The sequence below is a fragment of the Parazoarcus communis SWub3 = DSM 12120 genome (assembly GCF_003226565.1).
In the GTDB taxonomy this organism is placed as follows: Bacteria; Pseudomonadota; Gammaproteobacteria; order Burkholderiales; family Rhodocyclaceae; genus Parazoarcus; species Parazoarcus communis.
This window is the reverse complement of record NZ_QKOE01000010.1, coordinates 22,031-45,637: the sequence shown is the minus strand read 5'-3', so window position 1 is coordinate 45,637 and position 23,607 is coordinate 22,031. Positions and strand designations below refer to the sequence as shown.

Here is a 23,607-nt window from a genome sequence, read left to right as displayed (position 1 = left end):
TCTTAGCAAGAAGGCAGGGCGCGCGGTTTGACCCGCATCAGTGAGGTTTCAAGCACGAGCGTGCATCGTGTTTCAGGGGGTGATCAGAGGCTGCGTTATCATGACGGCATCGAGTCTCGCTACTTGATCGCCTGGACTGGTGCGCAGGCCGGAAAAGCCGAATGCCGCGTAGCGGTTCTTTTTTTGTTTTTCTGCGTGTGGAAAGTCTGTTTTTTTACAGGATCTTCCATTGGAGGTTGAATGTTTCTGTCATCCGTTTGCGCGAACAAGCTGATCCGCTGGGTGCATGCCTGCCTGTTGATCGGCATCCTGGGTGCTTGTGATCAGGCTGCACTTCAGTTCAACAACACCGACATCACGGGTGCGAGCTTTGGTCAGGATTTCTCGCTACTGGACCCGGACGGCAAGACGCGGACGCTGGCTGATTTTCGTGGCAAGGCAGTCATCGTGTTCTTTGGCTTCACACAGTGTCCGGATGTTTGCCCCACTGCCTTGTCTCGTGCAGTGGAGGTTCGATCGCGTCTTGGGGAGGAGGGAAAACGCTTGCAGGTGATCTTCGTCAGCGTGGATCCGGAGCGTGATACGCCGGCCCTGCTCAAGGAGTACACCGCGGCATTTGATGCCGACTTTCTCGGGCTATACACCTCGGTCGAGGACACCCGGAAGGTGGCGGAGGCATTCAGGGTGTTCTACCGCAAGGTACCGACCGGCGACTCCTACACCATGGATCACACCGCTACGAGCTATGTGTACGATCCCGAAGGGCGTCTGCGTCTGGCCGTGTCGCACTCGAGTTCAGCGGAGTCGGTTGCGGACGACATCCGCAAGCTGCTGCAGCCACGTTCGTAGATGGAGCAGGTCGCGGAGAGACGTTTCAAGCGGTAACAGGTGGTGATGCTGCATTGCGCAATATCGTCTTTATGCCTAGGCTAGGCACTAGCGGTCCGCCTTGAGGCTGCGTCTTCTCCCAACCTGAGTTACCGTCATTTCGCCATGTTGTCTCGATTACCGCATTCTCCCCGCAGCCTGATCGCTACGGCTCTTCTCGTTTCTGCATTCGCGTCCGTGCCCGCGGGCGCGGACGAAGTCCTGCTGACCAACGGAGACCGGCTGACGGGCAGGGTTGTCGCGAAGACTCCCGAAGGATTGGAGTTCAAGACCGATTACGCCGGGGTGCTGCGAATTGACTGGCGAGTGGTGGAAACCTTGAAGACCGATGAGCCCGTTGATGTGATGATGCGACACAACGAAGGGAGGCTGGCGACACCGCTGGAACGTTCTGACGAACCGGGCACCGTTCGGTTGACGGCGGTGCCTGAAGTGCCGCCAGTGCGTTTGGATCGCATCGCCTACCTCAACCCCACGCCGAGTCAGTCGGGTGAGGGCACCGAGTACAAGGGGCGGGTAAATCTGGCAGGAAGTGCCAACAGTGGCAACAGCGACACCAAGCAGATCGTCGGTGAGGCCGAGCTTGCGGGTGTGGCCAAGGGTTCTCGTTTTTCCACGCGCATCCGCGGTGAGCACCGCACCGAGGGCGGCGACGAAAGTGCGTCGAACTGGCTGGCGACCGCAAATCGTGACTGGTTCGTCAGCAGCCGGCGTTTTGTGTACGGCCGAACCTCGGTGGAGCGGGATCGTTTCCGCGATCTGGCGATGCGCTTCAGTGCGGGCGGCGGTTATGGTCTGCAGTTGATCGATCGTGATCAGACCGGTCTGTCGGTGCAGGCAGGTATCGACTACGTCAGGGAAAACCGCTTCGATGCCGACGATCAAGCCTATCCCGCATTGGGCTGGGGGGTTCGCTACCGGCACTGGCTGGTGGGGCGGACAGCCGAGGTATTCCACGAGCAGGATGGTTACATGAACGTGGATGATGGGCGTGACATTACCCTGAAGACCCGCACCGGCCTGCGTCTGCCGATCGTCGATCGCCTGACTGCCCAGGTTCAGGGCGTGGTCGACTGGGAAGGCAAACCCGCAGAGGGGCGAAAATCGACCGATCTGAGTCTGCAGTTCGGTCTTGGCTACGAGTGGTAGCGCGCGGATGCTTTCAGATGTGAAACGGGGCGCCTGAACGACGCCCCGTTGTTGTTACATGCCCTGGTAGATGGGCCCTTCGCCACCTTGCGGCACCACCCAGTTGATGTTCTGCGTGGGATCCTTGATGTCGCAGGTCTTGCAATGCACGCAGTTCTGCGCGTTGATCTGCAGGCGCGGCGCGTTGTTGTCGCCGTCACGCACGATCTCGTACACCCCCGCGGGGCAATAACGCTGCTCGGGTGCGTCGTAGATGGCCAGGTTCACCGCGATCGGGATGCCGGCATCCTTGAGCCGCAGATGACAGGGCTGCTCTTCTTCATGGTTGGTGTTGGACAGGAACACCGAAGAGAGGCGGTCGAAGGTGAGCTTGCCGTCGGGCTTGGGGTAGTCGATCTTCGGGCATTCGGCAGCCGGCTTGAGCTTGTCGTGATCGGCGCTGTTATGCAGCGTCCAGGGCACTTTGCCGCCAAACAGCTTTTGATCGATACCGAACAACAGCGACCCCAGCCACAGCCCGCGCTTCATGTAAGGCTTGAAGTTGCGCGTCTTGTACAACTCCTGATGCAGCCAGGAGTCCTGGAAATTGGACGGGAAGGCGGTGAGGGCATCACGCTGGCGGTTTGCGACCAGTGCCTCAAATGCGGCTTCGGCTGCGAGCATGCCGGACTTGATGGCTGCGTGGCTGCCCTTGATGCGTGCGGCGTTCAGGAAGCCGGCATCGTCGCCGATCAACGCGCCGCCCGGGAACACCAGGCGCGGCTGGCTTTGCAGGCCACCGGCTGCAATTGCGCGTGCGCCATAGGCAAGACGCTTGCCGCCTTCGAGAAACTTGCGGATTTCAGGGTGGGTCTTGTAGCGCTGGAATTCTTCGAACGGAGACAGGTGGGGGTTGGTGTAGTTCAGGCCGACCACATAGCCGACGGCAACCAGATTGTCCTCGAGGTGATAGACAAAACCGCCCCCATAGGTGTCTGCCGGCAAGGGCCAGCCGGCCGTGTGCACCACCAGGCCGGGGCGATGGTTTTCGACCGGGACTTCCCACAATTCCTTGATGCCGATACCGTAGGTCTGGGGGTCGACGCCGTCGCGCAGCTTGTATCTGGCTTCGAGCTGCTTGCCCAGGTGACCGCGACAGCCTTCTGCAAACAGGGTGTACTTGGCGTGCAGCTCCATGCCCGGCTGATGGTTGGGACCCGGTTCGCCCTCGCGCGTCAGGCCCATGTCGCCGGTCGCTACGCCCTTGACCGCACCCGCCTCGTCGTACAGAACCTCTGCGCCGGCAAAGCCGGGGTAGATCTCGACTCCCAGGGCTTCCGCCTGCTCGCCCAGCCACTTTGCAACATTGCCAAGACGGACGATGTAATTGCCGTGGTTGATGAAGCAATCAGGCAGCAGACCGTTGGGCAGGGTGCGCCCACCGTTTTCATTGAGGAAGATCACCCGGTCTTCGGTCACGGCGGTGTTGAGCGGGGCACCGCGTTCCTTCCAGTCGGGGAACAACTCGGTCAGCGCACGCGGGTCCATCACCGCTCCGGACAGGATGTGGGCGCCGATTTCGGCACCTTTCTCGATCAGGCACACCGAGATGTCCTGCCCCTTGGCTTCAGCCTGCTGTTTGAGCCGGATCGCAGCAGCCAGGCCCGCAGGGCCGCCACCGACGATCAGGACGTCAAACTCCATGGATTCGCGTTCCATCCCGTTCTCCTTTTACCTTAAGCTTATTGGTATTCGAATTTTTGCGGGCATCAGTGTAATACGAGGGCGCGGGTATGCGCGCACCGCACCGATGCAAGTCACGGACATTCTAAAACATACGGGTGCGTATGGTAAATTCCGGCGACAGGCTAAAACATGATCCGGAGACCAGAATGAGTGAAGATAACCGAAAATTACTGCTCGAAACCCGCATTCCAGTGCGCTGGGGGGACATGGATGCGTATGGTCACGTCAACAATACGATCTACTTCCGTTATTTTGAGCAGGCGCGCGTCGAGTGGCTCGAAAGCCAGGGGTCACGGGTCAGCCCCGAGGAGCCGGTCGGGCCGGTCATCATCAATGCCAGTTGTACCTTTTACGCACCGGTCAATTATCCCGCAACCGTCATTGTGAAGATGTACGGCGGCGAACCGGGCAGGACCAGTGTGATGACCTGGTATGAGTTGTTTGTCGAGGGTGAAGATCGGCTCTATGCCGATGGTGCAGCAAAAACGGTGTGGATGGACACCCGCACTGGCAAGTCCTCCCCGTTGCCGGATACAATCCGCCTGATTTTTGATTAATCATTATCGAATAACTTCAATAATAAAAGAGGAGACGAGATGAGCATCAGCATGAACCTGCCCCTGTGGGCGCCGTCCGCGGCCCGCATCGAGTCGGCAAACGTCACGGCATTCCGGCGCAAGGCAGAGGCGACCTGGGGCGTTGCCCTGCCGGATTACGCCGCACTGTATGACTGGTCGGTGAGCGCACCTGAACAGTTCTGGGTCAGTGTCTGGGACGATGGAGGGGTGATCGGGGCGCGCGGTGAGCGAGTGCTCATCGATGGCGACCGCATGCCGGGGGCAAAGTGGTTTCCGGATGCCCGTCTCAACTTTGCCGAGAACCTGTTGCGCAGTCGCGATGCGCATGATGCCCTGGTGTTCTGGGGTGAGGACAAGGTCAAGAACCGGATGTCCCACGGCGAGCTTTACCGGGCCGTGGCGCGTTTTGCGGCGGCCTTGCGCGAGCAGGGGGTGGTCAAGGGCGATCGGGTGGCCGCGTTCATGCCCAACATGCCGGAAACCCTGATCGCGATGCTGGCTGCGGCCAGCATCGGTGCCATCTTTACCTCGGCATCGCCCGACTTTGGCGTGCAGGGGGTGCTGGACCGGTTCGGACAGAGTGCGCCCAAGGTCCTGATCGCGTGTGACGGCTACTTTTACGGTGGCAAGACCATCGATTGCCTGGACAAACTGAGCGAGATCGCTCGTCAGTTGCCCTCGCTGACCCGCGTCGTGGTCGTGCCCTATGTGCACCAGGCGCATGAACTGCAGGGTATTCCGCATGCCCGCATGTTTGCGGACTTCATTGCGCCGCATCATGCAGTCACCGAGATCGCGTTCGAGGCGCTGCCTTTCGATCATCCTCTGTACATCATGTACTCGTCGGGGACGACGGGGGTCCCCAAGTGCATCGTCCATTGCGCGGGTGGTGCCCTGCTGCAGCATCTCAAGGAGCACCGCCTGCATGGCGATGTCAAGCCGGGCGATCGGGTGTTCTACTTCACCACCTGCGGATGGATGATGTGGAACTGGCTGGTGTCCGGACTGGCTGCAGGAGCTACCTTGCTGTTGTACGACGGTTCGCCGTTTGCGGGTGACAACCGGATCCTGTTTGACTACGCCGACGCTGAAGGCATGACCCATTTCGGCACCTCGGCCAAGTTCATTGACGCCTGCGCCAAGTTTGGGCTGAAGCCGCGCGAAACTCACCGGCTGACAAGCGTCCGCGCGATGATGAGCACCGGCAGCCCCTTGGTGCCCGAGGGCTTCGATTACGTGTATCGCGAGATCAAGGCTGATCTGCAGCTGTCTTCGATTTCGGGTGGAACCGACATCATCTCCTGCTTTGTGCTGGGTAGTCCGGTGCTGCCGGTCTGGCGGGGCGAGATCCAGTGCCGCGGTCTGGGCATGGCGGTGGATGTATGGGACGACGAGGGGCGTCCGGTGCGGGGCGAAAAGGGCGAACTGGTGTGCGCCAAACCTTTTCCGGTGATGCCGCTGGGCTTCTGGGGCGACGACGACGGCAGCAAATATCATGCGGCGTATTTCGACCGTTTCCCCAATGTGTGGTGTCATGGTGACTTCTGTGAAATCACCGAACAGGGTGGATTGATCATCTATGGTCGTTCGGACGCGACCTTGAATCCGGGCGGTGTGCGGATTGGCACTGCAGAGATCTACCGTCAGGTCGAGAAACTGCATGAAGTGGTCGAGTCACTGGTGATCGGCCAGGACTGGCCGCCGCAGAATCCCAATGACGTTCGCGTGGTGCTGTTCGTCAAGTTGCGTGATGGTCTGATCCTGGATGAGGCCTTGATCAAACGCATCAAGCAGACCATCCGCGACAACACCACGCCCCGCCATGTGCCGGCCAAGGTGGTGCAGGTTGCCGATATCCCCCGCACCAAGAGCGGCAAGATTGTCGAACTCGCGGTACGCAATGTCGTGCACGGCCGCCCGGTCAAGAATCTCGAGGCGCTGGCCAATCCGGAAGCGCTCGCGCTGTTCGGCAACCGTCCCGAACTTGCCGACTAGGAGCACGACATGCTGATGAACGCCGAAAAATCAGTGCTGCTGATCATCGATGTGCAGACAGGCTTGGCGCCAGCCATTCACGAGGGTGAGCGCATCATCTCGAACGTGATCTGGCTGGCCGGCGTTGCGTCGCGCATTGATGTTCCAGTGGTGGTGACCGAACATTTCCCGGACAAGATCGGCCATACCGATCCGCGCCTCAAGGCGGTGACACCTGCAGCAGCTTATGTGACCAAGCAGCATTTTTCCGCCAGTGCGGACGGCTGTCTGTCAGCAACTGCCGTGTCTGACTGCCGTCAGGTGGTGATCTGCGGCACTGAGGCTCACGTGTGTGTGCAACAGACGGCGCTTGAACTGCGCTGGGCTGGCAAGGAAGTGTTCGTGGTAGCCGATGCCTCCGGGTCGCGCGACCCGGCCAATCGGGATCTGGCGTTCGAGCGCATGCGTAGCCACGGCATCGATGTGGTGTCGCGAGAGATGGTGGCCTTCGAGTGGTTGAGAAAGGGTGGCACGCCTCTGTTCCGCGAGGTCAACCGCGACTTCATCCGTTGATCTTGACCGTAAGGATGACAGGCCGCGACCGATGAGGGGACGGCCTGTCGGGGGCTCAGGGCTCGATCGCGATGCCGACGATAGCCTCGCCAGTACCAAGTGGCGCAATCATCCGGGCTTTGCCCGAACTCAGGTCAATCTGATGCAGGACGTAGCCGGGCGTGCCTGCGGTGCTGAAAGCCGCCAGTGCGGTGTTTGAGACATCCGAAATATCGAAATGCGCATCGATGATGCCCTCGACCCCCAGTGAGCCGACGGTACTCAATTTGCCGGTATTGGGAGAGACCACAGGTAGCGTACCTTCCACCGAGCCTTGACGCACCAGATCGCCACGCGCGATGTCGATGGCGAAGTTGGTTGTCAGCTTCTCATCCTTGGTGTTGTAAGTGTAGGCTGCACCAACGATCCTGGGGGCTCGACCCGCGTTCGGATCGTCTGCGACATAGGCCAGTGCGCCATCGGCCTGCAGGCCCGTTTCTTCCGGTGAAAAGTCCACCAGTGCGCCGGTATCGGGATGTGCGCGCAGATTCTGAGCCGCGTCGGACACGATACGGATACGATCGGCTGCCGGATTGAAATCGAAACCGAACTGCTGCCCCTGTAAGGGGATACCAAACAGGTCGTCACCGACCGGACTCAGCACGCCACTGGCGGTATCGATGACGAAGAGGCGGCCGCGACTACCCAGTGCATACAACATGCCGCGTGCCACTCGATAGTCGATACCCAGGATCCGTTCGTCTGGTGCAAGCCCCGTCAGCCTGACGCTGGACAGGATCTTCTGCGGCTCGGCGGCGGAAACCGTGATCAAGGTGTGGGATGCAGTGACGGCGTGCATCTTGATCTTGGTCAGGGGTGATGCGTCGGTGGCAAACGCACTGGTACTTGCGAGGGCCAGGGCAACGGCCGCTGTTGTCACATGCCTGCGGATTGGCGTCATGATGTCTCCCTGTTAGGTCGTCAGCAGACCGTTGGGTGTATCGCAAAGTTCAGCCGCATGCGACTTTTCGGATAGGATTCTGCTTGTGCCCGCACACCGCAGCAAGCGCGCCTCGCTAACGAACCTGTTTCTGGATCAGACTGCGTGATGAATTTCACCAAGCATTTTTTTCGATGGGTCTGTATCGCTTCAGGACTATGTAGCGGTGTGGTGTCGGCTGCAAGCCTTTCGGTAAAGGTGATGGACGAAAAGGGAGGGATGCTCGAGCATGTTGCGCTTGCGCTGGTGCCCCAGTCAGGACCCAAGCCGACGTTGCGCAACGACCATGCGGAGATTGTCCAGGCCGCCAAGACCTTCATGCCGGCGATGTCGGCCGTACAGACCGGTACGGCGATTCATTTTCCGAACCGCGATACCGTACGGCATCATGTGTACTCGTTCTCGAAAGCGAAGTCTTTCGAGCTGAAACTCTATATCGGCACACCGGCACAGCCCGTCGTCTTCGATACGCCCGGTATCGTCGTGCTGGGTTGCAACATTCATGACCAGATGGTGGCCTACGTCATGGTTGCGGATACGCCCTGGCTGGCGGTCACGGATGCGCAGGGACAGGGACGGATGGCCGATCTGCCGGAAGGCGAGTACGAGCTGCAGTACTGGCATTCACGCTGGGTCGGGCGGGACGAGATTGCCAAACGGCGCATCCGCTTGAGCGGCGCGCAAAGCGAGACGCTGATCATCGGGGAACGTCCCTGATGCGCCTGCGTTTCAAGCGACTGCAGTGGCGGATCGCCGTCTGGTTTGCCCTGATCCTGCTGACCGTACAGCTTGGCGGGCTGTTCCTGTTTGCGGAAATCGGTCGCTCGAGTGCGCTGGAGGAGGTCGACGCCCGGCTTGAAACCGGCGATCGCGTGTTTTCGCGTCTGCTCGATCAGCGCAATGCTCAGCTTGCGCAGGCTGCCCGGGTGCTGACCGCGGACTATGGCTTTCGCGAAGCCTTGCTGAGCCGGGATGCCGCGACGATCGAGTCGGCACTCGAGAACCACGGTTCGAGAATCGATGCCAGCCTGATGCTGCTGCTTGATCTGGATGAGACCGTCATCGGTGCCTATCCCGATCCGACCCGAATCGCTTCGCCTCGTCTGACTCAACTGGTGGACGAGGCGCGTCGGGACGGTCAGGCCACCGGTTTCACCTTGGCGCAGGGGCGTCTGTACCAGCTGGTGGTCGTCCCGATGCTTGCACCGGTTCCGGTTGCCTGGGTCGTCATCGGTTTTGTCGTCGATGAGCCTTTCGTGCGCGACCTCAAGCATCTGACCGGGCTCGAGGTGAGCTTTCTGGTGCAGTCTCCGTCCTCACCGCGCCAGATCGCGGCCAGTACCCTCGACGCGGCCGGGCAGGGGGCGCTGCTGAACGTTGCCGAAGCCCGTTCACTTGAGATCGATAACGAGGAGTATCGCGGCCACACGCACACGATCGAGGCGCTTGAGCAGACCGAGATCTTCGCCGTCCTGCAACTTTCGTTGAAAGGCGCGCTTGCGCCGTGGGAGCGTCTGTATCGTGAATGGTCCGGCTTGTCGCTGGCGGCCATGTTGGTGATGGTGTTGGCAAGTCTGATACTGGGGCGGACCATCGCTTCGCCGGTCAGCCGGTTGGCCGGCTTTGCTCGCGAGGTGGGGTCCGGGCGCTATGCCGAACCACCTGCAGTCGAGCGTGGTGATGAAATCGGTCAGCTTGCGGATGCCTTCAGCCTGATGACCGAAGCTATTGCCAGCCGTGAGGCGCGCATCTCCGAGCTTGCGTATCGCGATGCCCTGACCGGGCTACCCAATCGTGTCCATTTCATGGAGCAACTTCATGCCGCCGTCGAGCTGGCTGCACTTCGAGCGCAGCAGATTGCGGTGCTGACACTCGATATCGACCGGTTCAAGCTGATCAATGACGCGCTGGGTCACGGCTTCGGGGATCTGGTGTTGTGTGAGGTTGGCCGGCGTCTTCGGGTCGCTGGGGTTCGCCAGCGTGACCTCAGTGCTGACATGAGGCTCGATGGCAATGCCGCTGCCCGGCTCGGGGGGGACGAGTTCGGCTTACTGATTCCTGATGCGGATGATACGGTCGCACGAATCGTCGCAGGCCGGATTGCGACTGCACTCGAACATCCGATGAGCATCCAGGGACAGTTGGTCGACGTGCGGGCAAGCATCGGCATCGCCCTTTTTCCCCAGCACTGCACGGATGCCGGTGACCTGATCCGCTGTGCCGACGTTGCGATGTACAAGGCCAAGCGCCACAACGCCACGGTGGAGGTGTACGACCCGACTCACCATCAGCGCAATGCCGCCCGGCTGTCCTTGCTGACTGAATTGCGGCAGGCTGTCGAGCGCGATGAATTGGTGCTCTACTATCAGCCCAAGTATGCTTTCAAGCCCGACAAGGCGCTGCATCTGGAGGCCTTGGTAAGATGGGTCCATCCTCAGCGCGGGTTTGTTCCGCCGATGGAGTTCATTCCCTTCGCCGAACAGACGGGGTATATCAAGGCGATCACCCAGTGGGTGATGAACCGTGCGATCCAGCAGTGTGCCGAATGGCAGCGGGCGGGGCGGGAGATCCATGTTGGCCTGAACATCTCGGCACGCGATCTGCTGCAACCCGATCTGCCGGAGACCTTTGTGCGGATGCTGGAGGCACATGCCTGCGAGGCGCGTCTGATCACCCTCGAGATTACCGAAAGCGCGGTGGTGGACGACCCGCGCAATGCGCTCGCCAATCTCGAGCGTTTGCGCGCGACCGGCTGCTCGCTATCAATCGACGACTACGGCACCGGTTATTCGTCACTGTCCTACGTAAGACAGATGCCGGTGCATGAGTTGAAGATCGATCGCAGCTTCGTGATGAACCTGACCACGCATCCGGGTGATGAAATCATCGTGCGCTCCACGATCGAACTCGCGCACGACATGGGTCTTACGGTGACCGCCGAAGGCGTGGAGACGGAGGACATCCTGCTACGGCTGGGTGAGCTTGGTTGCGACCTCGCCCAAGGCTATCTCGTCAGCCGCCCACTTGCTGTCGCCGACCTGGATGTGTGGATGGCCAATTCCCCCTGGGCGAGGTCGGGCAGCATCAGCTCATCGGCATAGCCTGCGAGCTGTCCGGAGCCGCCCGCCGGCAGGTTGTCCGTATCAAGTACTTTCGGCATCCTTCTTGCGCGGTCGGCGGTTGCGGGCCGGGGACTTGCGCGGCTTCTTCGCTGCGGCGCTGTCCTCGATGGGCTCGGTGCTGGCTGTCTCGGACTTGATTGGCTCCACCGTATCGACTGCCGTCTCGCCCGGGTTCGCCGCAGTCGTTTCCGCCTCGGTCACCGCAGCAGACTTCTTGCGCGCGCTGGTGCGTTTGCCGGTGCCGCTACGTTGGCGTGCCGTTTTCTTGGGTTTCTCTTCGGCCTCGTCCGTGGGCATGGCTGCCGTTTTCTCGCTGTCGGGCAGCCACGCTTCAGGTGCAATGTCATGCGCCTCTGACACCGGGGCGCCGCCATCCGAACCAGGAATGAAGTCGACAACAGCCGCTGGCGCCAGATCGATGCCCGGCTGATCTGCCGGCTCGATTGCAGGGCGTTCGCTGACCGCTTCATCCTTGGCGGCACGCGAGCCGCCACGGTTGCGTCGGCTGGGGCGAGCCTCCCGCATGGGCTTCTGTGCTTCCACTGGCTCTCGCTCGGCAGTGACACCGCTGCTGCGATAGACATAGGCGCCGGACTTCTCGTCGCGGCCGAACTCGAGCAGGCCGCGTGACTGGGCCTCTTCCAGCAGGTTGCCGAAAGCACGGAAGCCGTAGTACGACTCGCTGAAATCGGGTTTGCGACGCTTGATCGCTTCCTTGAGCATCGACGCCCAGATCTTGCCGCTGTCACCTCGCTCGGCCAGCAGGGCCTCGAAGGTTTCCACTGCGATCTCGATGGCCTGGTTGCGGCGTTTCTCGATCTCCTCGCGGCGGGCGCTGTCTTCGGCTGGGCTGCGCCGGGCTGCCGGCTGGGCATCGCGTGCATCGCGCTTGTTTGCCGCGCGCTGGCTCTCGCGCACCAGATCGTCGTAGAAAATGAATTCGTCGCAGTTGGCAATCAGCAGATCCGAGGTCGATTGCTTGACCCCCACGCCAATCACCTGTTTCGCGTTTTCGCGCAGTTTGGAGACCAGCGGCGAAAAGTCGGAATCGCCACTGATGATGACAAAGGTATTGACGTGTGCCTTGGTGTAGCAAAGATCGAGCGCATCCACGACCAGGCGGATGTCGGCCGAGTTCTTGCCGGACTGGCGTACATGGGGAATCTCGATCAGCTCGAAGTTGGCCTCATGCATCGCCGCCTTGAAGCCCTTGTAGCGATCCCAGTCGCAATAGGCCTTCTTGACCACGATGCTGCCCTTGAGCAGCAGGCGCTCGAGCACGCGCTTGATGTCGAACTTGTCGTACTTGGCATCGCGCACGCCGAGCGCAACGTTTTCGAAATCACAGAACAACGCCATGCTGACGTTGTCGGGGGATGAAGCCATGATGTTCTCCAGAAGAGAGGGACACAACTTGATGCCGGTAACAAGCTTGCTGTGTCTGTTTGAATCGGTGGGAAGTCAAAAGTGCAGTCCTTATGGCTTCAACACTTCCACGCAGAATGCTGCTGGCGTCAGGATGCGAGTACGCCCCAGATGCCCCCGTTGCAGCAAACCGGCTCGCCGGTCACCGGTGATCAGGTAGTCAGCCCGACCCGCATCCGCCATTGCCAGCAGAAAGGCATCGTCAGGATCCTCCGCCTCGAAATGGCGCGGGAATTGTTCAAGCACATGTGCCCGTTGAAGGTTGTTGATCATGACCCCGACCTTTGCAGCTTGCAGTACGGCCTGTAGCTTGGGGTAGCGACTGGCGCGACGGATTTCGTCAAGTTGGGCACGTGAAGTTACCAGTTCGAAACGCGCAGCGCGCCAGGCGCGGTAAATGAGATCTGGTGCACCGTGAGGAGAGATCAAGGCGCTGAACAGGATATTGCTGTCCAACACCACCCGCATTACTGACCCTTGGCCCAGTCGAGTGCCTCGTCAACCATCGACGCAAGCGCGGGTTCGCTGATGCCGGCATTGGCCCGTTTGGCGTCTTCCGCACTGAGCTCAAGGATGTGGGCACGTACAGCTTCTTCGACAAAACGCGACAGATCGCCCTTGCGGCCGCCACCCTGGCTGGCAAGAAACATGCGCAAGGCCTGATCGGTATCGGTGGAAACCGCAACATTCCAGCGCGTGGTCGCCATGTGCAACTCCTTGGATCGGTGTTTGTGTGTTTATACACTTACCAGCGTGGTTTGTGCCAATTGATCACACAGGGGGTGAACAGAAAAGGCCCGATGCCATGATGACATCGGGCCCTGGATGTAGCGGGGCGTGAGCCTTGCTCCACGCGCCCGTCGCTCTGCTCAGATCACCCGCAGGTGCCAACGGCGCCGCAGGCGGTGCAGAAGTCGCAGCCGTCCTTGCGGATGACGGTGTGGTTGCCGCACTCCTTGCACAGCGCGCCTTGCATCAGCTTGGGCTCGCTGTCGTCGCGCGGGGCCTCCAGGATGCCCATCTCGCGGGTGGGGTAGCCCTTTTCGTCGAGCACGCCGAGCATGGCATAGCGGTGGATCATCAGCTGGGCGATGTAGGCCACGGTGCTGGGGTAGTTCTGCTGGCGCTTGGTGCCGGGCACGAAGGCCATGAAGTCGCCCAGCGGCTCGGGGTAGTCGAGCAGCTTGCGCAGCTTCATGCCGATCCAGGCCGGATCCATGACGCGCATGTCGAGCGCCAGGATGCGGGACAGGCCATCGAGTGCGCGCGGGTAGTTGCCCGACAGCCACATCGAGTAGGGGCGGGTGACGCCATCGGGCAGGGTGATTTCCTTCAGGCCCAGCACGAAGTCTTCGCCGGTGGCCGGGTTGTAGATGTCCACCGTCCACGACAGCGTGCCATCGGTGCCGGTCTTGGGCTCCTCGAGGCTGAACAGCGAGTCCAGCACTGGTGTTGCGCCCTCGGTTTCGAACGCACCGAGCTTTTCGCAACGGTAGTTCACCACATGGGCGAAGGCGGACACGGCGCCGGACATCAGCTTCTTTTCGCCATGCGGCGGGAAGGTCATCTCGAAGGATTTTTCGCCGACGGTGCGTGACAGGGTATCGAGCTTGAGCTTGAGCCAGCCGCGGTCGTTGGCGCGCATGTCCATCGACAGGGTCTTGGCCACTGCACCCAGGCCGCGCGGCTGGTCGGCCCCGTTTACCCACACTTCGAACGGGAAGGTGCCACCGTTGGTGCCGAACTGGCCGACAAACAGCGCAAAATCACCCGTCGGCGTGTTCAGCATGTAGGTCCAGGCCATGTTGCCGTCCGGCATTTCCGGCCGGCCGGGCCAACGCAGGCTGGCCAGCACCGGTGCGGGCAGGCTCTTGATCGACAGGCGCTTGTTGGCGTCGGAAATCTCGACGTCGTGCGGCTGCTTCTGATCGGCGCTGGGGGTGACCGACAGTACCGAACCCAGCACATTGTTGGGACGGTAGGTTGCCAGCCCCTTCAGGCCCGCCTTCCAGGCGGTGAGGTAAAGATCTTCGAACTCGGAGTAGGGGTAGTCGGCGGGGACGTTGACCGTCTTCGAAATGGACGTATCGACGTAAGGGGCGACGACCGCGACCATGTCCTTGTGGGCCTGGGCGGAAATCTCGAGTGCGGTGACGAAGTAGGGCGGCAGCTTGTCGACGTTGCCGCCAATGTGCTTGTACAGGCGCCAGGCGTAATCCTCGACGGCGTATTCCTTGAACGTGCCGTCGGCCATGCGCTTGCGCCGGGTGTAGGTGTAGGAGAACGGCGGTTCGATGCCGTTCGAGGCATTGTCGGCAAAGGCCAGGCTGATGGTGCCGGTGGGGGCAATCGACAGCAGGTGGGAGTTGCGGATGCCGTTCTTGCGGATCTTGTCCTTTACTTCGGCCGGCAGGCGCGAGGCGAAGTTGCCGCCGGACAGGTAAAGGTCGGCGTTGAACAGCGGGAAGGCACCGCGCTCGCGGGCGAGTTCGGCCGAGGCCAGGTAGGCGCGGTTACGCATGAACTCGGAGATCTTGCGGGCTTCGTCGCGGGCGTCCTGGGTGTCGTACTTTTTCTGCAGCATGATCAGGGCATCGCCCAGACCGGTGAAGCCCAGACCGACGCGGCGCTTGGACTGTGCTTCGGCGTGCTGCTGCGGCAGCGGCCAGTGGGTGGCCTCGAGCACGTTGTCCAGCATGCGGATGGAAACATCCACCACCTTGCCAAAGCCGGCGTAGTCGAATTCTGCCTTGTCGGTGAACGGGTGCTTGACGAAAGGCGTCAGGTTGATCGACCCCAGGCAGCAGCAGCCATAGGGCGGCAGCGGTTGTTCGGCGCAGGGGTTGGTGGCCTCGATGGTTTCGCAGTAATACAGGTTGTTGTCCTGATTCATGCGATCGAGGAACAGGATGCCCGGCTCGGCGTGATCGTAGGTGGACCGCATGATCTGGTCCCACAGCGCGCGCGCACGCACCTTGCGATACACCCAGAGACCGTCGTCCAGCTGGTAGGCGCCGGCTTCCTTCAGTTCTTCGGTGGGTTCGGCCTTATGGGCGAGTTCGATGTCGCCATCGGCCTCGACCGCCTTCATGAAGGCGTCGGTGACACCAACCGAGATGTTGAAGTTGGTGAGGTCGCCGTGATCCTTGGCGTGGATGAATTCCTCGATGTCCGGATGGTCGCAACGCAGCACGCCCATCTGCGCGCCACGACGGGCGCCGGCAGATTCGACGGTTTCGCACGAGCGGTCGAACACCCGCATGTAGGACACCGGGCCGGAGGCGTTGGACGCCGTTCCCTTGACCAGGGCGCCCTTGGGGCGGATGGACGAGAAGTCGTAGCCGACGCCGCCGCCGCGACGCATGGTCTCGGCGGCCTGCGCCAATGCAGTGTAGATGCCCGGGCGACCGTCAACGGCTTCGGTAACCGAGTCGCCAACCGGCTGCACAAAGCAGTTGATCAGGGTTGCAGCCAGGGTGGTACCGGCAGCGCTGTTGATACGGCCGGCGGGCACGAAGCCCTTCTCCTGCGCTTCGAGGAACTTGGCCTCCCAGTGCGCACGCTTGTCTTCCGACTCGATCGCGGCCAGGGCGCGAGCGACGCGCTGGCGGACCTGATGGACAGTCTGTTCGTCGCCCTTGGCGTATTTTTCGATCAGGACTTCGCCGGAGATTTCCTGCATCGCCAGGGTGCTGGCGTCTGCTTTGGCATGGGTCTGGGTGCTTGCGCTCATGATCTTTCCTGATCTCCTCGAAGGTCTAAAACGATGTGAAGAATAGCGCAAAATCGGCGAAAGGCAAAAAATATAAAAACAAATAAAAACAAATACTTAAAAAAATTGCTAGTGTGTCAACTTTGATTTATCAACTAGATCTAGTGTGGAAAAAACGGTGGATAATTTTCTGGATCCCAATGATTTCGCGGCTTCCAGACGCAAGACCCGCCTGTGGGTAGGCGTATAATCCTGTCATCCGGTAGCGGAGTGAGCGAAGATGCGTTCTCATGAAATTTCTTCATCGCAAATCGCGGATGTGGTGAATCGGCACCATCGATTGCCCGACCGTCTGCTACAGATCCTGATCGAGCTGCAGGAACCATCAGGCTGGCTCCCTCCCGCGACGCTTACCGCACTTGCCGATGCGCTGGGCGTGTCCCGCGCTCATGTCGAGGGTGTTGCCGGCTTCTACAGCTTTCTTCATACCGAGCCGGTTGGCCGCTACCGCTTGCTGTTCTCGGACAACATCATCGAACACCAACTCGGCAGCCGCGAGCTGATGGCGGCCCTGTGCAGCAAGCTCTGGGTCGAGCCCCACAAGCCGTCGGAGGATGGCCTCGTCAGCGTGTCGACGACATCGTGCATCGGCATGGGCGATCAGGGGCCGGCGATGCTTGCGAATGGGCGGCCGGTGCTGCGCCTGTCACACCAGCGTATCAACCAGATTGCCGAGCTCGTCCGCCAGCAGGTACCGGTCTCTGAATGGCCGGAAGCGTTCTTTCATGTCGACAACAACATCCATCGGCGCGATGCGATGCTGCAACTGGATCTCGCGCCGGGTGCGGCCCTGCAGGCGGCGCTGGCGCTCGGTCGGGCGGAGTGGATGCGGCAGATGCAGCTATCGAACCTGCGCGGCCGCGGAGGCGCTGGCTTCACTACTGCAGTCAAGTGGATGGCCTGTGCCGATGCGCCTGGAGCGGACAAGGTGGTGGTGTGCAATGCCGATGAAGGCGAGCCCGGTACCTTCAAGGACCGTGTGCTGCTCACCACCCTGGCCGATGCAGTGTTCGAAGGCATGACACTGGCGGCCTGGGCGGTGGGCGCGCGTCAGGGCTTGCTCTATCTGCGGGGAGAGTATCGTTACCTGCGGCCGACGCTCGAGGCCGTGCTTGCACGACGGCGCAGTGCGGGTTTGCTGGGCCGGCAGATCCTGGGTAAAGCCGGTTTCGATTTCGACATCGAGATTCACCTGGGGGCGGGGGCCTACGTCTGTGGTGAGGAAACCGCGCTGCTCGAGTCGCTCGAGGGCAAGCGCGGCACGCCGCGCATTCGTCCGCCGTTTCCGGTGACCCGCGGTTATCTGGGGCGGCCGACGGTGGTGAACAATGTCGAGACCCTGGCCAAGACCTGTCTGATCGCGCTCGAGGGTGGGGCGGCTTTTGCCGCAACCGGCACGGCGCAGTCTACCGGGACCAAGCTGTTGTCCATTTCCGGCGACTGTGCCCGACCGGGCATCTACGAATACCCCTTCGGTGTGGCGATCGAGCGGGTGCTTGAAGATTGCGGCGCGTCGGACACCCAGGCGGTGCAGGTCGGCGGGGCCGCCGGCATCATGCTGGCCAGCTACGAATTCCATCGGCGCATTGCCTTCGAGGATGTCCCCACGGCGGGTGCCTTCATGGTGTTTGATTCCAGCCGCGATCTGTTCGAGGTGGCGCGCAACTTTGTCGCCTTCTTTGCCCACGAGAGTTGTGGTTTCTGTACGCCCTGTCGGGTGGGCACCTCGCTGCTGCTGAAAGCGATGAACAAGCTGGCTGACGGGCACGGCGCCAAGACTGACCTGGCCGACATCGAGTGGATAGACCGATTGCTGAAGAACGCGAGTCACTGCGGGCTGGGTTCCGCCGCGCCCAATCCGGTGATGGATACGCTGCTCAAGTTCCGGCCTGCCTATGAGCGCAGGCTGAGGTCGCTGGATTTTGCCCCGGCTTTCAACCTGGACGATGCGCTGGCAGCGGCACGTCGAGCCAGCGGGCGGGATGATGCAGCAGCGCATTTTTCCGCTGACCATGCCCCGCGTTGAGGGCAGCGGCTCAAGGGAGGCAGTATGAGCAAGCAGTTTCTTTTTGATGGTCGCCCGGTGCCGTTTGAAGACGGTCAGACCATCCTGCAAGCTGCGCGGGCTGCGGGGCATTACATTCCGCACCTGTGCTGGCATCCTGACTTTCCACCTCATGGTTCGTGCAAGCTGTGCATCGTCAAGGTGGGGGGCCGGCATGTGTCCTCCTGTGCGATGCCGGCCAAGGAAGGCATGGAGGTCGAGAGCAATACGCCCGAGATCAATGGCGAACGCCGCGCGTTGTTGCAGATGCTGTTCGTCGAGGGTAACCATTTCTGCCCCTCGTGCGAGAAGAGCGGCAACTGCCAGTTGCAGGCGCTGGCTTACGATCTGGAGATGGTCGGCGAGCGCTTTGCACACTTTTTCCCCGACCGGCCGGTGGATGCGTCGCATCCGGATGTGCTGCTCGATTTCAACCGCTGCATCTTCTGCGAGTTGTGCGTGCGTGCCAGCCGGGATGTGGATGGCAAGCAGGTGTTTGCGCTGACCGAACGTGGCATTCACAAGTATCTGGTGGTCAATGCCGAATCGGGGCGCCTGGGCGACACCGATTTTGCGGCAAGCGATCGGGCCGCCGACATCTGTCCCGTTGGGGTGATCCTGCACAAGCGGGTGGGCTTTGCCCGTCCGATCGGGTCCCGAACCTACGATATCCAGCCGATCCACGAGGTCGACATGAAGGAGCGGACATGAGCACCGCTGCACGAACCCGGGTGCGGCTGGCCACCACGTCCCTGGCGGGGTGTTTCGGCTGCCATATGTCCTTTCTGGACATCGACGAACATCTGTTCGAGCTGGTTGAGCTGGTCGAATTCGACCGTTCGCCGCTGACCAATATCAAGCATTGCAGCCCTTGCGACATTGGCCTGATCGAGGGGGGAGTATGCAATGCCGAAAACGTACACGTGCTGCGCGAGTTCCGCGCCCAGTGCAAGACACTGGTGGCGATCGGTGCCTGTGCGATCAACGGTGGGCTTCCGGCACAGCGCAATCACATTCCGCTCGAAGCCTGTCTGCGGGAGGTCTACCAGTCGCGTGCCGGATTGGGCGCGTCCGGGGTGCCGAACGACCCGGAACTGCCCTTGCTGCTCGACAAGGTGCGGCCGATTCACGAGGTGGTGCGGGTGGATTACTCGATTCCGGGCTGTCCGCCCTCGGGTGAGGCGATCTGGAAATTCCTGTCCGACCTGATTGCCGGCCGTACGCCGCGGCTGTCGCATCCGATGTTGCATTTCGATTGAGAGTGCCATGAGTCACGAACTGGAAACCGCAAACAACCGCGAACGCCTGAACAAGGTGGTGATCGACCCGGTGTCGCGGGTGGAAGGGCATGGCCGGGTGACGCTGCTGATCGACGACGATGACCAGGTGCGCGAGGCACGCCTGCACATTGTCGAATTCCGTGGCTTCGAAGTCTTCATCCAGGGGCGTCCGTACTGGGAGGTGCCGGTGATGGTGCAGCGCCTGTGCGGCATCTGCCCGGTCAGCCATCACCTGGCGGCAGCGAAGGCGCTCGATCGCGTGGTGGGTGCCGTGCCGCCGACACGTACTGCCGTTCAGCTGCGACGGCTGATGCATTATGGGCAGATCCTGCAGTCCCATGCGCTACATTTCTTCCATCTGTCGTCACCGGACATGCTGTTCGGCTTTGACGCAGAAGCAGGTCGGCGCAACATCGTTGGTGTTGCCGAGGCCTATCCCGATGTTGCCCGTCAGGGCGTGCTGTTGCGCAAGTTTGGACAGCAGGTCATCCAGGCCACGGCCGGCAAGCGCATTCACGGTACAGGTGCGGTGCCGGGTGGCATGAACCGGCACCTGGCGATTGCCGATCGTGACGCCTTGCGTGCACAGGTTGACGAACGCATCGAGTGGAGCCGGGCGGCGGTGGCGCTGGTCAAGCGCCTGCATCGGGCGGATCCGGCCCTTTATGACGGCTTTGGCCGTTTTGAGTCGGGCATGGCCAGCCTGGTCGGCACGGATGGCGCAATGGATCTTTACGACGGCGTACTGCGTTTTCGTGATGAGCATGGTGCCATCCTGCTCGACCAGGTGCCGGACCAGGACTATCACAAGATCCTGCGCGAGGACGTCAAGCCCTGGAGCTACATGAAGTTTCCCTACCTTGCCGAGCGTGGCGCCGAGCGGGGCTGGTACAAAGTGGGGCCGCTGGCGCGGGTGCAGAACTGTGACTTCATCCCCACGCCATTGGCCGAGACCGAACGGCGCGAGTTCATCGACTACGGTGCCGGGGCTCCCATTCATGCGCCCTTGGCCTATCACTGGGCGCGGATGATCGAGATGTTGCACGCTGCTGAGGTGATCCGCGACCTGCTCGACGATCCGGATTGCGTCGACGGCCCACTGATGCAGGACGGTGTTCGCGGCCGGGAAGGGGTGGGCATCATCGAAGCGCCGCGCGGTACGTTGATTCATCACTACCAGGTCGGTGATGACGACCTGATCACGATGTGCAACCTCATCGTGTCCACCACCCATAACAACCAGGCCATGAACACCGCGGTACGCGAAGTGGCGCGACACTATCTGTCAGGACACACGCTGACGGAAGGCTTGCTCAATCACATCGAAGTGGCGATCCGCGCGTTCGACCCTTGTCTGTCCTGCGCCACGCACGCGCTGGGGCAGATGCCGCTGCTTGTCGAACTGCTTGATGCGCGGGGTGCGGTGCTGGACAGCAGGGTGCGTGATTGACGACATCGACGCGTTTGCTGGTGTTTGCCATTGGTAACGACCTGCGCGGCGACGATGCGCTGGGGCCCGTGTTGGGCGAGCGTATTGCCGCCTTGCAGCTTGAAGGCGTGCGCGTGCTGCCCGAGTATCAGTTGCAGGTCGAGCATGTCCTGGACATGGTCGAGGCCGGGGCTGTGCTGTTTGTGGATGCGGCCCGGGCACTTGGACAGGTTTTCCGGTATGAAGCCGTGGTGCCGGATTGCGGTACGCCGGTCCTGAGCCATGCCCTCAGTCCGTCAGCACTGCTTGGGGTATACGAACGCATCAACCGGTGCCCGCCGCCGCCCGCGTATGTCCTTGCGCTGGATGGGCTGAATTTCGAGCTCGATGCCCCCTTGTCCGCAGGTGCGCAGCACGCGCTCGATCAGGCCTGGGCCTGGACGAAGCCAAAACTGCTTGCGGGTCTGCCGCTCACCCGGTGGGAGGCGGCCAGCTGATATCCGGTATGTGCGAAAACGCAGGTGGCGTTCATCGCCTCCTAAGCACAAGCAAGGCGAGACTGCCGGCCACAATGCCCCAGAAAGCCGATCCGATGTCGAGCAGGGACAGCCCCGAAGCGGTCACCAGAAAGGTGATCAGCGCCGGTTCGCGCTCGGCTTCCAGCGCCATGGCATTGGCCAGGCTGCCTGCAATGGTGCCGAGCAGCGCCAGCCCGGCAATCCCCAGCACCAGTTCGCGGGGAAACGCGAGGAACAGCGCGCCGACGGTAGAGCCAAGCACACCGAGAACAAGGTAGAACACGCCTGCAGCAACCGCGGCGACATAGCGACGGTCCGGGTCTGCATGCGCCTCCCGGCCCATGCAGATGGCTGCGGTGATGGCCGCCAGATTCAGGGCGAAGGCACCGAAAGGGGCGAGCAGCAGCGTGGTGATGCCGGTCCAGCCCACGACCGGTGAAATCGGTACCCGGTCAAAGCCAGAAGCACGAATGACCGTGACGCCTGGTACGTTCTGCGACGCCATGGTGACGATGAACAGGGGCAGCGCGATACCGGCAAACGCGCCGACCGAGAAGCTTGGCGTCACCCATACCGGTTCCACCAGCGCCAGGCGCAGCCCACCCGTGTCGATCAACCCCTGCGCTCCGGCAATGACCACGCCGGCGAGCAAGGCCAGCGGCACGGCGTAGCGCGGCAGCAGGCGACGACCCAGCAGATACACGCACAGCATGGCCAGGACGAGGCCCGGGCGGATCTGCATCGATGTGAACAGGTCCAGCCCGAAGCGCAGCAGTACGCCGCCCAGCATTGCGGAAGCGAGCGAAATCGGGATGCGCCCCATCAAGCGCTCGAAAATGCCACTGAAGCCCGCAGCGGTGATCAATAGCGCGCAGATCAGGAAGGCGCCGACTGCGTCGCCCATTGACGTTCCATTGGCTGCGGCAATCAACATCGCAGCGCCCGGCGTGGACCAGGCGGTCAGCACGGGTGCCCGGTAACGCAGTGAGAGCGCGATTGAGCTCAAACCCATGCCGATACCCAGCGCGCCCATCCACGAGCCGATCTGGGCCGGCGTGGCGCCGAATCCCGCTGCAGCCTGAAAGACGATGGCAGCCGAACTGGTATAGCCGACCAGTACCGCCACGAAACCCGCGACGATCGCAGACAGTGAAAGATCCCTCGCCACCCCGCGGGTGGGTGGGCTTACGCCGGGTTGCATCAACGCAGGCGCGGAAAGAATGCTGCGATGCAGGCGGCGAGTTGAAGTTCGGCTTCTTCTCGCACGGCACTGAAGCGCGTTGGCTCAAGGCCGATGTTGTGCCACAGCGCGGGCTCGATGCGGGCGACGACCTCACTGCTGGCTTCGTCGAAGCGGTCAGCCTGGGCAACCTGGCAGGCAATATGCAGCAGGCTTGCATCCAGCGTCAGGGAGCCGGCAAGCCTCGGCGTGATCTGCGCACCGATGATCTCGGCAAAGCAGTCCGGCAGGCCCCAGCCATTCATCAGTGCCGCGCCGACCTCGGCATGGTCACAGCCGACTTCTGCACGTTCGGCCAGGTGCAGCGGTTCTGCCTTCGACTGCGAACGGCGCTGTGCGCGTTCGGCGAGTTCGGGCACCAGTTGATACATCACCAGGTGACCCAGGTCGGCCAGCAGGCCAATGACGAACATGCGTTCTGCGGCAGCATGGCCTGCTGCGCGAGCCAGACCGCGCGCGGCGAGCGCACACATCATGCTGCCGTGCCAGAAGCGCTTCATATCCATGTCGTCGGGACGGATGCCGTCGAACACCGCGCTGACCGACATCGCCAGCACCATGTCATGAATCTGCTGCAGACCCAGGATGGGAATGGCACGTTCCAGGGTGTCGATCTTGCCGCTGAAGCCGTAGAACGCGCTGTTGACCAGGCGCAGCACGCCTGTGGTCAGCGCCGGATCGGCGGCGACCAGCTTGACCACTTCGACAATGGAGCCGTCGGGCGAGTCAAGCTGCTCGCTGATGCGGTGGTAAACCGTAGGCAGGGAGGCGAGGGCCTTGATCTGGCTGACGAGTTCCTGGGCTGAATGCATGGCGGTTGTCCTGTTCTCCTCCCATGGATTATCAGCGATCAGGGACTGCGGGGGAATGGCCCGTACGGAATATGTTCAGTCAGGTGTCGGTCTTCAAGC

The 23,607-nt window shown here is 61.6% G+C and carries 20 protein-coding genes; 12 read left to right on the top strand and 8 right to left on the bottom strand.

Annotated features, from left to right (window positions below; translation table 11 throughout):
• The first annotated feature begins 240 nt into the window (after nucleotides 1-240).
• Together DNK49_RS14215 and DNK49_RS14210 are read left to right on the top strand one after the other, a co-directional pair.
• Nucleotides 241-849: an SCO family protein gene (locus tag DNK49_RS14215; RefSeq protein WP_110525778.1), complete on the top strand. Its 609-nt coding sequence runs from the start codon at nucleotides 241-243 to the stop codon at nucleotides 847-849.
• Nucleotides 850-1,065: 216 nt separating this feature from the next.
• The gene (locus DNK49_RS14210) at nucleotides 1,066-2,037 is read left to right on the top strand and encodes a DUF481 domain-containing protein (RefSeq protein WP_165843337.1); all 972 of its coding nucleotides are present in this window, start codon (nucleotides 1,066-1,068) and stop codon (nucleotides 2,035-2,037) included.
• 54 nt (nucleotides 2,038-2,091) lie between these two features.
• On the opposite strand, the gene DNK49_RS14205 is transcribed toward DNK49_RS14210, so the two are convergent.
• A complete protein-coding gene (locus tag DNK49_RS14205; protein WP_110525771.1) occupies nucleotides 2,092-3,735 on the bottom strand; it encodes an electron transfer flavoprotein-ubiquinone oxidoreductase in 1,644 nt (547 codons plus the stop codon).
• 173 nt (nucleotides 3,736-3,908) lie between these two features.
• On the opposite strand from DNK49_RS14205, the gene DNK49_RS14200 reads away from it, so the two are divergent.
• Genes DNK49_RS14200 through DNK49_RS14190 form a run of 3 tightly spaced genes read left to right on the top strand, consistent with a single transcriptional unit; the run spans nucleotide 3,909 to nucleotide 6,887 of the window.
• The gene (locus DNK49_RS14200) at nucleotides 3,909-4,319 is read left to right on the top strand and encodes an acyl-CoA thioesterase (RefSeq protein ID WP_110525768.1); all 411 of its coding nucleotides are present in this window, start codon (nucleotides 3,909-3,911) and stop codon (nucleotides 4,317-4,319) included.
• A 39-nt stretch (nucleotides 4,320-4,358) separates the two neighbouring features.
• A complete protein-coding gene (locus DNK49_RS14195; RefSeq protein WP_110525765.1) occupies nucleotides 4,359-6,335 on the top strand; it encodes an acetoacetate--CoA ligase in 1,977 nt (658 codons plus the stop codon).
• Nucleotides 6,336-6,344: 9 nt separating this feature from the next.
• Nucleotides 6,345-6,887, top strand: a complete 543-nt coding sequence (locus tag DNK49_RS14190; protein ID WP_110525763.1) for a hydrolase — start codon at nucleotides 6,345-6,347, stop codon at nucleotides 6,885-6,887.
• A 55-nt stretch (nucleotides 6,888-6,942) separates the two neighbouring features.
• Here the strand turns inward: DNK49_RS14190 and DNK49_RS14185 are convergent, their stop codons facing one another.
• Complete coding sequence (locus DNK49_RS14185; RefSeq protein WP_110525760.1) at nucleotides 6,943-7,827, bottom strand: DUF4394 domain-containing protein; 885 nt, start codon at nucleotides 7,825-7,827, stop codon at nucleotides 6,943-6,945.
• A 147-nt stretch (nucleotides 7,828-7,974) separates the two neighbouring features.
• Between DNK49_RS14185 and DNK49_RS14180 the strand changes: the two genes are divergently transcribed.
• Nucleotides 7,975-8,583 (top strand): methylamine utilization protein, encoded by a 609-nt coding sequence (locus DNK49_RS14180; protein WP_110525757.1) that lies wholly within the window; start codon nucleotides 7,975-7,977, stop codon nucleotides 8,581-8,583.
• Entirely contained in the window at nucleotides 8,583-10,967 is a 2,385-nt protein-coding gene (locus DNK49_RS14175; protein WP_110525754.1) for a putative bifunctional diguanylate cyclase/phosphodiesterase, read from the top strand. Before DNK49_RS14180 ends, DNK49_RS14175 begins: the two co-directional genes overlap by 1 nt.
• A gap of 42 nt (nucleotides 10,968-11,009) precedes the next feature.
• Here the strand turns inward: DNK49_RS14175 and DNK49_RS14170 are convergent, their stop codons facing one another.
• From DNK49_RS14170 to DNK49_RS14155, 4 genes are all read right to left on the bottom strand, one after another.
• Nucleotides 11,010-12,374: an NYN domain-containing protein gene (locus tag DNK49_RS14170; RefSeq protein ID WP_110525751.1), complete on the bottom strand. Its 1,365-nt coding sequence runs from the start codon at nucleotides 12,372-12,374 to the stop codon at nucleotides 11,010-11,012.
• A 90-nt stretch (nucleotides 12,375-12,464) separates the two neighbouring features.
• Nucleotides 12,465-12,872: a putative toxin-antitoxin system toxin component, PIN family gene (locus DNK49_RS14165; protein ID WP_438616907.1), complete on the bottom strand. Its 408-nt coding sequence runs from the start codon at nucleotides 12,870-12,872 to the stop codon at nucleotides 12,465-12,467.
• Between the two features lie 8 nt (nucleotides 12,873-12,880).
• On the bottom strand, nucleotides 12,881-13,120 hold the full coding sequence (locus DNK49_RS14160; RefSeq protein WP_110525745.1) for a ribbon-helix-helix domain-containing protein: 240 nt from the start codon (nucleotides 13,118-13,120) through the stop codon (nucleotides 12,881-12,883).
• A 167-nt stretch (nucleotides 13,121-13,287) separates the two neighbouring features.
• Nucleotides 13,288-16,146, bottom strand: coding sequence for an adenosylcobalamin-dependent ribonucleoside-diphosphate reductase (locus DNK49_RS14155; protein ID WP_110525742.1), 2,859 nt, complete (start codon nucleotides 16,144-16,146; stop codon nucleotides 13,288-13,290).
• Between the two features lie 259 nt (nucleotides 16,147-16,405).
• On the opposite strand from DNK49_RS14155, the gene DNK49_RS14150 reads away from it, so the two are divergent.
• Genes DNK49_RS14150 through DNK49_RS14130 form a run of 5 tightly spaced genes read left to right on the top strand, consistent with a single transcriptional unit; the run spans nucleotide 16,406 to nucleotide 21,435 of the window.
• On the top strand, nucleotides 16,406-18,211 hold the full coding sequence (locus DNK49_RS14150) for an NAD(P)H-dependent oxidoreductase subunit E (RefSeq protein WP_110525739.1): 1,806 nt from the start codon (nucleotides 16,406-16,408) through the stop codon (nucleotides 18,209-18,211).
• Nucleotides 18,212-18,235: 24 nt separating this feature from the next.
• Entirely contained in the window at nucleotides 18,236-18,940 is a 705-nt protein-coding gene (locus tag DNK49_RS14145; protein WP_110525736.1) for a 2Fe-2S iron-sulfur cluster-binding protein, read from the top strand.
• Nucleotides 18,937-19,488, top strand: coding sequence for an NADH-quinone oxidoreductase subunit B family protein (locus DNK49_RS14140; protein WP_110525733.1), 552 nt, complete (start codon nucleotides 18,937-18,939; stop codon nucleotides 19,486-19,488). Before DNK49_RS14145 ends, DNK49_RS14140 begins: the two co-directional genes overlap by 4 nt.
• A gap of 7 nt (nucleotides 19,489-19,495) precedes the next feature.
• Nucleotides 19,496-20,959, top strand: a complete 1,464-nt coding sequence (locus DNK49_RS14135) for a Ni/Fe hydrogenase subunit alpha (RefSeq protein WP_110525730.1) — start codon at nucleotides 19,496-19,498, stop codon at nucleotides 20,957-20,959.
• Nucleotides 20,956-21,435: a hydrogenase maturation protease gene (locus DNK49_RS14130; RefSeq protein WP_110525727.1), complete on the top strand. Its 480-nt coding sequence runs from the start codon at nucleotides 20,956-20,958 to the stop codon at nucleotides 21,433-21,435. Before DNK49_RS14135 ends, DNK49_RS14130 begins: the two co-directional genes overlap by 4 nt.
• Before the next feature lie 31 nt (nucleotides 21,436-21,466).
• On the opposite strand, the gene DNK49_RS14125 is transcribed toward DNK49_RS14130, so the two are convergent.
• Both DNK49_RS14125 and DNK49_RS14120 read right to left on the bottom strand, forming a co-directional pair.
• Nucleotides 21,467-22,657: a benzoate/H(+) symporter BenE family transporter gene (locus tag DNK49_RS14125; RefSeq protein ID WP_110525724.1), complete on the bottom strand. Its 1,191-nt coding sequence runs from the start codon at nucleotides 22,655-22,657 to the stop codon at nucleotides 21,467-21,469.
• Entirely contained in the window at nucleotides 22,657-23,508 is an 852-nt protein-coding gene (locus DNK49_RS14120; RefSeq protein ID WP_110525721.1) for an HDOD domain-containing protein, read from the bottom strand. The genes DNK49_RS14125 and DNK49_RS14120 overlap by 1 nt, the downstream gene beginning before the upstream one ends.
• Nucleotides 23,509-23,607: the final 99 nt, after the last annotated feature.